Consider the following 12919-nt stretch of genomic DNA (forward strand, 5'->3'; position numbering starts at 1 on the left):
CGGCGGCGTGTTACGGCCGACAACACTCGCAAAATCCGAAGCGCTCCATCACGGCCGCCAGTGTTGCATAGATTGGCAGGGTGCGCCGGTGCGCTCGTCGACCCCTGGTGTGGGGCATGCTCGCCGTGGCGGCCAGTTTGGTGGCGGTCACGGGGTGCTCCGCTGGCCACCCGAGCGGCAAGCCCGCGTCCTCGTCGACGCGTCCTGCGGGCATTCCCACCGGCCCCGGTGCGGCGCCCCCGGGCGCCGTTGGCCTCTCGCCGGCGGGCGTGACGACCAGGGTCGACGTGCCCGCCGATTCGACCGAGGAAGAGTATTACCAGGCCTGTCACGCCGCAAAAGTCTGGATGGATGCGCAGCCCAGGACCGGTCAGTCGCTGTTCGAGCCCTACTTGGCGATGCTCCAGGCCTCGCCGTCGGGCACCGCGGGCAGCTGGAACGCCCGATGGGCGGATCTGACGCCGGCCCGGCAGGCGGCCGTGCTCACCGCCGCCCGTGCCGCCGCCAATGACGAATGCGGCTAGCGCTTTCGAATCTCCGCGCAATTCAATTCACGGCTAGAAAAACCGCCCACCCGGGCGGTGCGGGCCGGTGCCCCCGCGCAGAATGAAGGGATGCCGGACGGACCCGCCGCACCCGTTGCGCGCCGATCGTCACCGACCCGGGTGGCGTTGGCGCTGGGCAGTGGCGGGGCCCGCGGATACGCGCACATCGGGGTGATCGAGGCGCTGCGCGCCCGCGAGTACGAGATCGTGGGGATCGCCGGCTCGTCGATGGGCGCGCTGGTCGGCGGCTTGGAGGCGGCCGGGCGCCGCGACGAGTTCGCCGACTGGGCGAAGTCCTTGACGCAGCGCACCATCCTGCGGCTGCTGGACTTCTCGATCAGCGCGGCCGGGGTGATGCGCGCCGAGAAGATCCTCGATGCCGTGCGGGACATCCTCGGCCCCGTCACCATCGAGGAGCTGCCCATCCCCTTCACCGCGGTGGCTACCGACCTGGTGGCCGGTAAGTCGGTGTGGTTTCAGCGCGGCCCGGTCGACACCGCGATCCGCGCCTCGATCGCCATCCCCGGCGTGATCGCCCCGCACGAGGTCGATGGGCGTCTGCTGGCCGACGGCGGCATCCTGGACCCGCTGCCGATGGCGCCCCTGTCGGCGGTCAACGCCGACGTGACCATAGCGGTGAGCCTGTCCGGCAGCGAGGCGATCGCCAACCGCGACGCGGAGTCGGGGGTGACCGCGGAGTGGCTGAACCGCATGGTGCGCAGCACCTCGGCGTTGCTCGACACCTCGGCCGCCCGCTCTCTGCTCGATCGGCCGACCGCGCGGGCGGTCCTGGGCAGGTTCGGCGGGCCGGACGATCCGGACGTCGAGGAAGACGCGCCCGAAGACGAGGTGGCGGGTGAATTACTCGACGCGGCACCGGAAGTCCCGAAACTGGGCAGCTTCGAGGTGATGAACCGGACGATCGACATCGCCCAGGCCGCGCTGGCGCGCCACACGCTGGCCGTCTACCCACCCGACTTGTTGATCGAAGTTCCGCGCTCGATCTGCCGGGGCCTGGAGTTTCACCGTGCGGCGGAGGTGATCGCAGTCGGCCGTGCGCTGGCGGACGAGGCGTTGGACGCCTTTGAGAACGATCGTGCCGCGCCGCCCGCGATCGAGGGCTGAAAAGCGATCGGGCGCAGGCGGATCAGACACCGAGAAAGCGTGCGACGGCCTCGGCCTCGCGTCGGCCCTGCTCGCGGCCGGCCAGCGCCGACGCGACGCGGCAGGCGGGATCCAACGGATTGGACCCGAAGGCCGCCAGCGAGGCGGAGTCGGCGAACACGGCGAACGTCGGGCCGTTGAAGGCGGAGATCTCCGCGGCCGGCCCGGCGCCGAACGGCGAAGGCGCGTCCACGCCCGAGGGCACCAACACCACCGCCGCATCGCAATCGGCGGCCACACCCAGGTTGACCGTGCTGGCCACTCCGCCGTCCATGTAGCGGCGGCCGGCGATCGCCACCGGGGGCCACGCCCCGGGCACCGCGCAGCTGGCCGCCACCGCGTCGACGAGATCGACACCGGATTCTCGATCGAAAATCGCCAATTCGCCGGTGGCCACGTCGATTGCGGGGATCCGCAATGCCCTGTCGGGCCAGTCGTGGGATGGCAGACGTTGCGCGATGACCCGGCGGCGCACCGGCGGCGGAACCGTTTCGGTCGCGAGCGCCACGGCACCGATCCGCTGCATCTGCTGCCGGGTCCGGTCCGACGGGTCGGCGTAGGGCTCCCCCAGCGCGCTCAGGAACATCTCGGTGATCGTTTCGACGTCGACCCCGGAATCGATCTCGGTCGACGCCTCGGCCACCTGCCGGTCGAACAGCTCGTCGAGCGGGGCGCCGCTCCCGATCTGCGCAGCGACCGCCGACCCCGCGGAGGTGCCCACCAACACGTCGGAATCCAGCAACAACCCCGCCGCCGACGGAGACTCGTCGGCGATGCCGCGTAAAACGCCTGTCTCCCAAGCGATTCCCGCTATCCCCCCGCCGGCCAGCACTAGCGCTCGTCTGGTGATCACGCCCACCCACTCTGCCAGGCCGGCATCGGCTAGCGCCGGGTGCCCGGCAACGCGTGTTGCGCCTCCTGGACCGACGCGCTCAGCTCCGCCCGGCGCAGCAGGTGCGCGGGCGGGTCGGGCAGGATCAGCCGGCGGTCGACGCGCAGCGCGGCGTCGACGTGGACCAGCTCACCCGGCTCGAGCAGGCGCCAGCGGTCGTCGTCGTCCATGCGTTCGGTGGCGAACACCACCGACGAGCGGGTGCACAGGTGTTCCGACCGCGCGTGAATCCGGTTGGTGCGCATATCGAACGCCGGGGCCTGGGCGGGGGCGCCGTCGGACCGGTCCAGAATGTAGAGCTCGTGGGTTTCGGGGTAGCGCAGAGCCCACATGTCGGTGGCGGTGCTCAGCAGCACGTTCACCGCATAGATCGGTACGTTGGCCGCGAGCCATGTCATGGCATCGGTCAGGCCCGCGCCGACGTCACCATCGAGCGCACGGATCGAGGCGGTGATCAACGCGAACACCCGCTCGGAATCGGTGTCGCCCAGCACCAAATCGTCGGTGCCGACCTCGCGCAGCCGCTCGTCGAGGACGTCCAGCCCCTCCAGCACCCCGTTGTGCGCGAAGATCCGGCCGTCCTGCAGGAACGGGTGGGTGTTGCGGACGTCGAGTGAACCGGTCGTCGCGTAACGCACATGGGCGATGAAGGTGGTGCCGGTCAGGTCACGGGCCTCGGTCGCGAACGCCGCGTCCTGCCAGGCCGCCATGGGCTGCTTGTCCAGCTGCGGCCGGCCGTGCTCGTCGAAAACGCCCACGCCCGTGCCGTCCGGGTTTCGCCTGCTCTGCTCGGCGAGGCTGTCGGGGGCGTCCAACAACCAGAACGTCGCGGTGCAAACTTGCGTCCCGGCGTGGAGCCCGAATAGTCGACACATGGTGCCGACGGTACCCAGCTCTAGTGGGTCAGTCTCGGGCCTCGACCACCCAGTAGCCGTGCTCGGCGTAGCGCGCCCGGATGGCCTTCTTGTCGTACTTGCCCACACTGGTGCGTGGTATCTCCTCGACGAACGCCCACCGCTCGGGCAACCACCAGCGAACCACCCTCTCCGCGAGGAACTTTCGCAAGTCTTCGGCGCTGACCGTGGCGCCTTCCTTGGCCACCACGACGGCCAGCGGCCGTTCCTGCCACCGCTCGTCGGGCACGCCGACGACCGCGGCCTCGACCACGTGCGGATGTCCGATCAAGCTGTTCTCCAGCTCGACCGAGGAGATCCACTCGCCCCCGGACTTGATGACGTCCTTGGCCCGGTCGGTCAGGGTGACGAAGCCGCGCTCGTCGATCCGGCCCACGTCCCCGGTGCGCAACCAGCCGGAGTCGAACTTCGAGTCATCGGCCGTCAGGTAATAGGAGCCGGCGATCCAGGGACCGCGCACCTCCACCTCGCCCACGGCCTCACCGTCGTTGGGGAGAACCGTGCCGTCATCGTCGACGATCCGCATCTGGACACCGCAGACCGGTTGCCCCTGCGTGGCGCGGATCGCCCAATGCTGGTCCTCGGGGGTTCCGGGGGGCGGCCACGCCATGGTGGCCATCGGCGAGGTCTCCGTCATGCCCCACAGCTGCCGGATCTGAACGCCGTGGTTCTCCTCGAAGGTGCGCATGAGCGAGAGCGGAACGGCCGATCCCCCGCACACCACCAGCCGCAGCGACGACATGTCGTGCTCGGGTTCGTCCTCCAGGCGATGCAATACGTCGTTCCAGATGGTGGGCACCGCACCCGCCACGGTCGGCCGCAGGTCCTCCACCATGCGGATCAGCGACCGGGCGTCGAGGTGGCAGTCGGGCAACACCAGATCGGCGCCGGCCATCAGGGCCGCATACGGCAGGCCCCACGCGTTGGCGTGGAACATCGGCACGATTGGCAGGACACTGTCCACGGCTCCGACGCCGATGCCGTTGGTGGTGCAGGCCGCCATGGTGTGCAGGTAGCTCGAACGGTGGCTGTAGACCACGCCTTTCGGGTTGCCGGTGGTGCCGCTCGTGTAGCACATTGCGGCCGCGGACTTCTCGTCCAGTTCCGGCCAATCGAAGTCGGTGGATTCACCGTCGAGCAGTTCGGCGTACCGCAGCACGGTCTTGCCCGAGCCCTCGAACGGGGCGGTGTCCCCCTCGCCGACCACGATCACGGTGTGCACGGTCTTGAGGTCACCCAGCACCGGCGCGAGCAGCCTCGCCAGCGACGCGTCGACCAGCACCACCTGGTCCTCTGCCTCGTTGGCGACGTAGGAGATCTGCTCGGCGAAGAGGCGGATGTTGAGGGTGTGCAGCACCGCGCCCATCGAGGGCACCGCGAGATAGGTCGCCAAGTGTTCGGTGTTGTTCCACATGAACGTCGCCACCCGCTGGTCCCCGCGGATGCCCAGGCGCCGCAACCCGTTCGCCAGCCGCGCGGCGTCCTGGCCCAGTTCCCGGTAGCTGGTCCGCCGGTAGCCGTCGCCGGTGGCGGTGGTGACCGTGCGCGCACCGTGCACGTCGCAGCCGTGACGCATGATCGCGGTGATCGTCAACGGAAAGTCCTGCATCGTGCTGTCCATTGAGGTACCGCCTTTGGATCTCGGCTCAGCTGGGCCTGATGTCAACCCTCGAGACGCGGGGTGGCCGCATCCCGCGCCGGGGGCGGGGGCCCGCCGGCAGCCTCCACCCTAAGCCCGAGTTCGGCGCCGGTGTCGGCAATCACCCTAAGCGAGTACGGGTTCCCGCTGCGCCAGCGCGGGCAGCCGAGTGGTCGATTCCTCGGCCAGTCGCGCGGCGATCGGTGCCACGGTGACCGCGCCCGAGTAGTCGCCGATGTACAGGTACCTGCCGTCGGGGCTCTCCACCACGCAGGACGGGTGCTGCACCGCCGTGATGTCACCCATCACGTCGTGGGTGCGCGTGCAGACCACCGCCACGTGGTCATCGCCGACCAGATAGGCGCGACGCCCGTCGCGGCTGAGCGCCAAGCGGGTGAGCGGACCGGCGACCTCGCTGAGCTTGCGCGTGCCGGTGATTTTGCGGGTTCGGGTGTCGATGACGTCGAGCACCGCGCCCACGACGGGGCCGCAGCTGGCCACGTAGGCGGTGCCGCCGTCATCGCTCAGCGCGACGTCGCGGATCGGTAGTCCGAGGTCGTAGGCGCCGGCTATGCGCGAGCGCCGGGTGTCGACCTCGACCAGCTGGCCACCGGACGGCCCATTGGTGGCGGCGTAGAGCTGACGCCCCTCGGGGCCGATGCGGACGCAGTCCACGGTGGTCCCCGGTTCCGCGGCGAGGTCGATCACCTCGAAGTCACCCGTGGTGGTGTCCAGGACCGTGACGTCGGCCCCCTGGGCGCCGTTCCGTCCGGCGTAGACGAACCTGCCGTCGGTGCTCACGGCGAGGTCGCTCACGCTGTTGGCCAGCGGATGCGTCGCGACACGCGCGTTGGTGGCGAGGTCGACGACGTCGACGGAGTCGTATGCCGCGGTCGCCGTGCTGACGTAGGCGCGCGGGTTGCTTCCACCGCTGAGGGCGATCGCGAAGGGCTCGTCGAGGCCCGTGAGGGTCTGCACCACCCGCCGCGCATCGGTGTCGATGATGGAGACCGCGTCGCGGCCGTAGTGGGCGACGATCAGCCGGCCGCCGTCGGGGCTGACGCCGACATCGCTGATCGGACCGTGTTGCACCGCAATCCGAACCAACGAGCCGTCATCGAATCGGAAGTTTCGCTCTTCTCCGTCATCAGGCAAGGCCTTTCGGCCGTTCACAACACTCACGCTGCACCGCCTTTGCTATGTTGTCGGCGCGGAGGCAAATCACCGGGACTTGCGCGACAATTCGGCCTCCGAATCCACGAGGATCTCAGCACCGAAAGGCGCTGACGCGACTGGTTTTTGAGATCCTACCGGCCGAAATCCGCGTCGAAGCGGGTCGAAATCCCCCGACGTTAGCTACGTCACTCCCCGCGCTCAGGTTCTGCTCAGGCTTTCAATTTCGCTGTACCGCAGTCGCCTACCCTCAGCGAAAGAGATGCAAACGCGCATCCGGCCGGTTTCGCTTCCGCCGCTAACGTCCCCGGTCAGCGCACCAGGGCTGTCCAGGATAAGAAATTCTCAGGGGCCACCCCGCGAAGAGGGAAAGATCACATCGCGCTTCGCTAGCTGAATTGGGTTTTGGGCCGCGGCAGGGCGGCGCCGTCAACGATGATGTCGAGCTTTTCGTTGTAAAACGCCACCAGACCGGCGATCTGGCCGACGGCGGGCAACGGGTAGTGATAGGTCCACGCCAGGTCCGGGTGCACGACCTGCTGATCAGGGGGGCCCGAGCGCACCGACCAGTATCCGGTCGTCACCCCTTTGTACGGACAAAGCGTCTGTGTCGCGCTGGGTTCCAGATGCTCGAATGAGATGTCGGTGGGGTCGATGTAATACCTTGTCGGCAAACCAGTTTCGAATAGCAGAACTGGAGAACTGGTGTCGGCCAGCACAATTCCGTCAAGTTCGACGCGCACGTGCCGATGTGACCGCAGCGCGTCCACCCGAGAATAGGGATTGCGCGGATGACCATAGATCGGCTCGTCTTCCTCGAACCAGCGCAACGCATTCCATTCGAACCGCACCGTCCCGGCCACCGGACCATCACCGGCGGCGTCGAACACCCGCGCGGCGGACGGATGGGTCTGGCCGGCACCGTCGAGGGCATGCAGCCGTGAGGGGCCGAATTGCACCTTCTGCGAATGGTTCTCGTCACGGAGGAATTCCGGGCGGACATCGGCCCACGGGATGTAGTACTGCGGGTAGTACGGGACCTCCCACACGTAAAGCGCGGAGGTGGTGTCGAAGACCAACGCGTCGCCCAGATAGCCCCGCACCCGGCGCGGCGCGGGCTCGACCCTGCCGCGCGCGACGGCCATTTCGGGGTAGTCACGCTCGCCGGTCATGCCTGATCCTTGGCGGCCAGCCCCGCCGGCGCATGGGCGATCGCCTTGCGGATAGCGTCGGCCAACGCCAGGGCGCTCTCCTCGGTGAGCTCCAGCGCCACCCGCGCCGACGGGCCGAGCTGCGGATTGATCACGTCGATGTTGACCGTGTGGCCGTAAGGGGCGTGGACCGGGTGATCGACGTACACGGTCGCGCGGCTGGCGCCGAACCATCCCGTGGCGCCCTTGCCGCTGCCGTCGATTTCGACGTGTTCGGTGAGATAGGTGCACATGATCGGCGGGACCTAGCCTTTCAGATGGGTGGCGAAGAAGTCGTCGATGCGCCGCCAACCGTCGACCGCCGCCTCGGGCCGGTACGCGGGCCGGTCCACGGAGAAGAACGAGTGGCCCGCGCCCTCGTAGGAGTGGAACTCGTGCGGCTTGTTCAGCCGGGTCAGCTCGTCGTCCAGCGTGGCCACCGCGGGCGGCGCCGGGAATCGGTCGTCGAGCCCGAACAGGCCCAGCAGCGGGCAGCTGAGGTTCGGCGCCAGCTGCAGGATCGGTTTCATGGCCTTGGGCATCCCCTCCGGCGGATCCTCGACGATGAACGCGCCGTAGCAGTCCACCGCGGCGTCGAACGGCAGCGAACACGCCGCCAGGTACGCGTGCCGCCCGCCCGAACAGTGCCCGATGACGCCGAACTTGCCGTTGGCCCCAGGCAGTGAACGCAGGTGCTCGACCGCGCCCGCGACATCGCCGACCAGCCGCTCGTCGGGCACGCCGCCCGCCGCCCGCGCGGCCGCCGGCGCGTCGTCGGGCGAAGCGCCCGGCGCCTCACGCGAATACAGGTTCGGGGCCACGGCGTGGTAGCCGCTGACGGCGAGCCGCCGGACGAACTCCTTGGTCTCGCGGTCGTAGCCGGGCATGTGATGAATCCACACGACGCCGCCGCGTGAATCCTCGACGAGCGGCATGGCTCGGTAGGCCTCGATCTCGTCGCCGCCGTGGCCCGTGATGGTGATCGTCTCCGCACGGATGGCGTCTGGGCTGATCGCGTTCATTCGCGACTCCTTTTGGGCTCCCTGATTGGCCGCAACCGGGCGCGGAGCGCGTGCGGCTGGTCCGGGCCCGCCCCGCCGGAACCCAACGTATCGGAACACGCTTGCGCCGTCAGCGCCGCTTGTCGCGCACCTTGTACGTCGAGGGCCACGACTTGCGGGACTCGTCCCCGGTCAACGGGGTGCCCATCCCCCCGACCTTCACGTTGTAGGCCTCCTTGCCCGGACCGACCTCCCGATTCGCGTGCTCCTGGGCAAGGAAGTACAGCTCGTCGATGGTGGCCTCGTCGTAGGCGACGAACGAGGTTTCCCGCGCCACGTCGTCGATTCCGGCGAGCATCCGCTCGGGCAGCATCCGCGACGCCAGCGCCGCCAGGCCCAACAGCGTGAACGGAATGAGCCAGTAGCAGACGTACGAGAGCGGCGTCCTGGTGTCCAGGATGGTGGCATCGGCCCGAACGATCGGTGGGATCGCCGACGACACCGTCATGGCAGCCAGGGTCCCCACCCACATCCAGCTCACGACGCTGACGGCCCGCCCGAACAGCTCGGTCGTGCGCACGTCTGCGGGCTGCTCCGCGGCGGCGAACGCGCGCACGAACGGCTCGCCGGTCAGCGTGCCGACCAGCGCCACCACCAGTAAGCCGGCGATGCTTAGCGGCAGGATCCACCGCTGCGAGAACCAGTCACCGAGCGCGAACGTCAGCCCCGCCAACACCACAAACGCTGCGGCGGAACCGATTTCGAGCGTCCGCTCTGGCTTTCCGGTGAAAATCCCGATCGCCAGCACGACGGCCGCGACCACCAGCCCGACTAGCGCGGCGGCGGGCAACGGGACGTTACCGACGAGCACCCAATAGACGATCCACGGCGCAAGACCAAACAGCATGCCCACGAGGGGTCAGTGTATGAGCGATGATTTCGGCGGCCCCGGCGGGCCGGGTCGAAAATTTGGTCCGCTGCCTGTGGCCCGGCCGCGCAGCCTTGTTCGGCCGCCGGATCCCCGTGGCGCCAATGGGTTTGCCGGGTCGGCCAGCGGGCTGGTAGGGGGCTTATGGCCCTTGGCGCGGGGCCCCGCGTGGGCCAGTGTTGGAGCCATCCGGATCGCAAAGGCGAAGCTAGGTTGAGCTATGGGTCGCACGTCAGCGCCGGCTGAAGGCGTGGTGGCGGTCGGTGCGTCCGCCGGCGGCATCGAGGCGCTGAACGAACTGGCGGCCGGCATGCCGCCGGATTTCCCGTTCGCGGTCATGATCGTCATCCACTTGAGCCGTGGGGCGCCGTCGCTGCTGGCGCAGATCATCAACCGAAGTGGCCCGTTGCCTGCGGTCGCGGCGGTCGATGGCGTCGCGCTGGAGGCCGGCCGGATATACGCCGCCGTGCCCAACCGCCATCTGCTCGCCCGCGACCACCGGGTGGCGCTGTCGGACGGACCGTCGGAGGGCGGTCGCCGACCCGGGATTGACGCGCTCTTCCGGTCGGTCGCGCTGGACTACGGCCCACGCGCGATCGGCGTCCTGATGTCGGGAATGCTTGACGACGGCGTGGCCGGGCTGCGCGCCATCAAGGCCGAGCGAGGAGTCGCCGTGGTTCAGGAACCGAGCGACGCGCTGTTTCCCGATTTACCGAGAAACGCCATCAAGGCCGGCCTGGCCGATCACACCGCCGCGGCGAAGGAGATCGGCGGCCTGCTCGGGCAACTCGCCGCCCGGGACATCGAGGAGCAGGCGGACCCCGACGGGCGACCATCCCCAACGAACGCGTGAACCGCTAACCGGTGGGCAGCGCCATCGCCAGGAAGTCGAGACGCCACAGCGATTCGAACAGCTTTCGCCCGAATTCCTCTACCAGATAAGCACTTTCGGGGCCGATGTCGCCGCGAAGGGCGACGTGCTCGACGATCTCGGAAATCGTGCGGCGGCCGTCGACCTGCTCAACGAACGGCAGCTGGGCCGGATTGAGTTTCAGCTTGGTGCCGGGCAGGTGGATGTCGTCCCCGGACAGCAGGCAGGCCGTCCGCAAGAGCGGAACATAGTCGAGCGCCTCAGGCGTCGAAAAGTCGATCGTGTAGTGCTCTTTCGGGCGTTCGTGGCGGCAGGCCATGAAGAAGTGGGTGGCATTCGCCGGCTGCAGTCGTTCCATCACCGACCACATTTCGGCGTCGGGCAGCTGGTTCAGCAGCGCCTGAAACGCGCTCGCCGGCGCGACGACGTCGTGCGGGTAGTACGGCGTCTTGTGAAACCAACCCTGGAACGCCAGGCCCGCGGCGCCGACCAGGTCCAGGCATTCGGCGACGGTGTAGCTTCGCTGGCGGCTGTGCAGGAACGTGTCGACCAGGGCGCCGTCGGACACCAGATCGCGCGCGCCCTTCAGGTACGGGCGGACGGGGTGATCCGCGGGCAACACCGCGATCGCCTCTTTGACCATCTGGACCGACGCGTCGTCCTGCCCCAGTCCGAGGTCGCGGAACGCCGATTCGAGCATCTCGACGCCGATCCGGCCGTACTTCGCGTACAGCATCACGCCCAATGCCCCGTCTGCGCGCAGGCACCCACCGAGCGCCGTGAGCCCGGCAAGCGGATCCGCCATGTGGTGCAGGACGCCGGTCGACACGATCAGGTCGAAGTCGCGCGACAGCGTCGCCACCTCTTCAATGGGCAGCAGGTGCAATTCCAGGTTGTCCAGGCCGTGCTTGTCTTTCAGGTACTGCTCGTGCTTCAACGCCGACCGGCTGACGTCGATCGCGACCACCTTGGCGGTCCGGTTCATGAACGCGAAGAGGGCCGCCTGGAACGTTCCGCAACCCGCGATGAGAATGTCGAGGTCCGGTTTGTACCCCCGGTTCGGCCACAACACCCGGTGCGCCCAGAACGGATCGAACCAATCCCAGTGGGTCTTGGTCCACGCCGCCAGATCGGTGACCGGAGGCGGATACTCCCATCGATCGTATTGGCGGGAGACGCCGTCGCCCCGCGGATCGTCGGTCACTTCGGCGCGGCTCCTTCACGGTGGCGGTCGCGACCAACTTACTGTGCCCGAGATGTTTCGGCTTGCCGATGCCGGCCGTCGGCTCACATCAGCGGGGGCCCCGGGACGAGCCAGATCAACGAGCTGTCGATGAGCCCCCGGTACTGCGGGCAGTAGGCGGCCACGGACAGGCCGACGAAGTAGCTGGCTTCCTTCATCGAGAGATCGGTGTCGCGCTTCACCTTCATCGCCAGCACGCTTGCGTTCGCGTTGTTGTCGAATCCGGTGCACACCCGGTGGGCCATCGCGATCGCGACATCGGGGTCCCGCACTTCGATCCCGTAGTTCGCCAGGGACGCGATGAACGCGTCGTCGCCCGGGTCGGCCGAGGCCGGCGCCGACGCTGCCGGAAGCAGCACGAGGGCCGACAGCAGGACAGCACACGTCCTCCGTCTTTTCCCCGGAACAACTTTCATATCGTCGGGCGCGCCGATCAGCCCGAGGCCGACTGAGGGAACATCGCCGTGCCGGCACTCTGGTCGCTCTGCCCGTTCGTCTCCGGCGCGCCGACCCGGCGCGGCTCGACCGGACGCGCACCCCAGCCCGCGTACCCGAGCCCCGCGCTGATCGCGGAATAGACAACGGCCTCCGTGCACATGAACCCGACGCCCCACTTCCTCCCGAGGAAGATGGGCTCGTCGATGATGCCGCTGGAAGCCGCGATGGCGTAGCCCGCGTGGGCATACGCAATTCCGGCGAACGCTCCGCAGAGAAATTTGCTTACTTCGCGATTCATCATTTCGCCCTTCGGTCGTCATGCAGTCGTGTGCTCTCACTGTCGGCCCCGCCCGCGGACGCTGATAGGGGCCAAGGTCCTCGCGCGTCGGCCCCTTCGTCGCCAATCTCCGACTCAGGCGGGTCCGTTGACGATGCGATCCCTGATGCCGGTAGCGGTGGTGAGATGCCCTTCGGCGGAGTTCATGAATTCGCCCGCGTGCCGTGCCTCGTTGGCGTCTTTGTCCTCGACCGCGGCGACGCAGAAGTGGGACGCGGCATCGAAGTCGTCCAGGCTGGCTTGCAACGCGTCGGTGAGTTCCTTGTCGGGGGAAGGCAAGTGGCCCTGGAGGAAGCTCGCCGCCTCATGGCCCTCGTGGCAGGCCGCCCCAAGGGCGACATAGTCATGCTCGCCGATCGCGAAGGTGGCCTTGCCCATCGCGATCCCCAGGTCCTGCATGTGGTCCTTGGTCTGTTCGACCCATCCGCGCACGGCCTGGGCGCGCGGCGTCGTCGTGGTGGGACCGGCGCCGCTGTTGTGATTTCCGGCGGAACACCCCGCGAGGAAGAGAACCACCGCCGCAGCACCCACCATGGCTTGCTTGATCACCACCGGCCTCCTAAACCCTTGGTGGTGATCTTCGT

At 68.4% G+C, this 12919-nt stretch carries 15 protein-coding genes; 3 read left to right on the plus strand and 12 right to left on the minus strand.

What is annotated here, in order from left to right; genetic code table 11:
- Positions 1–80: 80 nt before the first annotated feature.
- Positions 81–524, plus strand: a complete 444-nt coding sequence (locus tag A5681_RS05880) for a lipoprotein LpqV (protein WP_419866294.1) — start codon at positions 81–83, stop codon at positions 522–524.
- A gap of 90 nt (positions 525–614) precedes the next feature.
- A complete protein-coding gene (locus A5681_RS05885) occupies positions 615–1670 on the plus strand; it encodes a patatin-like phospholipase family protein (protein ID WP_156737859.1) in 1056 nt (351 codons plus the stop codon).
- Between the two features lie 22 nt (positions 1671–1692).
- Here the strand turns inward: A5681_RS05885 and A5681_RS05890 are convergent, their stop codons facing one another.
- From A5681_RS05890 to A5681_RS05925, 8 genes are all read right to left on the minus strand, one after another.
- Complete coding sequence (locus A5681_RS05890) at positions 1693–2562, minus strand: patatin-like phospholipase family protein (RefSeq protein ID WP_067270577.1); 870 nt, start codon at positions 2560–2562, stop codon at positions 1693–1695.
- 29 nt (positions 2563–2591) lie between these two features.
- Positions 2592–3476, minus strand: a complete 885-nt coding sequence (locus A5681_RS05895) for a class II glutamine amidotransferase (protein WP_067270458.1) — start codon at positions 3474–3476, stop codon at positions 2592–2594.
- A 28-nt stretch (positions 3477–3504) separates the two neighbouring features.
- On the minus strand, positions 3505–5136 hold the full coding sequence (locus A5681_RS05900) for a long-chain fatty acid--CoA ligase (RefSeq protein ID WP_067270462.1): 1632 nt from the start codon (positions 5134–5136) through the stop codon (positions 3505–3507).
- A gap of 144 nt (positions 5137–5280) precedes the next feature.
- On the minus strand, positions 5281–6336 hold the full coding sequence (locus A5681_RS05905; RefSeq protein ID WP_067270467.1) for a WD40 repeat domain-containing protein: 1056 nt from the start codon (positions 6334–6336) through the stop codon (positions 5281–5283).
- 380 nt (positions 6337–6716) lie between these two features.
- Complete coding sequence (locus tag A5681_RS05910) at positions 6717–7499, minus strand: DUF427 domain-containing protein (protein WP_067270470.1); 783 nt, start codon at positions 7497–7499, stop codon at positions 6717–6719.
- Positions 7496–7771, minus strand: a complete 276-nt coding sequence (locus A5681_RS05915; protein ID WP_067270474.1) for a DUF6295 family protein — start codon at positions 7769–7771, stop codon at positions 7496–7498. Before A5681_RS05915 ends, A5681_RS05910 begins: the two co-directional genes overlap by 4 nt.
- Before the next feature lie 12 nt (positions 7772–7783).
- Positions 7784–8539: a dienelactone hydrolase family protein gene (locus A5681_RS05920; RefSeq protein ID WP_067270478.1), complete on the minus strand. Its 756-nt coding sequence runs from the start codon at positions 8537–8539 to the stop codon at positions 7784–7786.
- A 109-nt stretch (positions 8540–8648) separates the two neighbouring features.
- The gene (locus A5681_RS05925; RefSeq protein ID WP_067270483.1) at positions 8649–9431 is read right to left on the minus strand and encodes a hypothetical protein; all 783 of its coding nucleotides are present in this window, start codon (positions 9429–9431) and stop codon (positions 8649–8651) included.
- 235 nt (positions 9432–9666) lie between these two features.
- Here A5681_RS05925 and A5681_RS05930 point away from each other — a divergent pair, with 235 nt between their 5' ends.
- Complete coding sequence (locus A5681_RS05930) at positions 9667–10299, plus strand: chemotaxis protein CheB (protein WP_231996218.1); 633 nt, start codon at positions 9667–9669, stop codon at positions 10297–10299.
- A 4-nt stretch (positions 10300–10303) separates the two neighbouring features.
- On the opposite strand, the gene A5681_RS05935 is transcribed toward A5681_RS05930, so the two are convergent.
- The 4 genes from A5681_RS05935 to A5681_RS05950 all read right to left on the minus strand — a co-directional run bounded on the left by A5681_RS05935 (position 10304) and on the right by A5681_RS05950 (position 12884).
- Positions 10304–11521 (minus strand): class I SAM-dependent methyltransferase, encoded by a 1218-nt coding sequence (locus tag A5681_RS05935; protein ID WP_067270487.1) that lies wholly within the window; start codon positions 11519–11521, stop codon positions 10304–10306.
- 83 nt (positions 11522–11604) lie between these two features.
- A complete protein-coding gene (locus tag A5681_RS05940) occupies positions 11605–11919 on the minus strand; it encodes a DUF732 domain-containing protein (RefSeq protein WP_231996219.1) in 315 nt (104 codons plus the stop codon).
- A gap of 74 nt (positions 11920–11993) precedes the next feature.
- Entirely contained in the window at positions 11994–12296 is a 303-nt protein-coding gene (locus A5681_RS05945; protein ID WP_197498519.1) for a hypothetical protein, read from the minus strand.
- 114 nt (positions 12297–12410) lie between these two features.
- Positions 12411–12884, minus strand: coding sequence for a hypothetical protein (locus A5681_RS05950; RefSeq protein ID WP_156737860.1), 474 nt, complete (start codon positions 12882–12884; stop codon positions 12411–12413).
- Positions 12885–12919 lie beyond the last annotated feature (35 nt).

It is taken from the genome of Mycobacterium scrofulaceum, from assembly GCF_001667885.1.
Taxonomy (GTDB): domain Bacteria; phylum Actinomycetota; class Actinomycetes; order Mycobacteriales; family Mycobacteriaceae; genus Mycobacterium; species Mycobacterium scrofulaceum_C.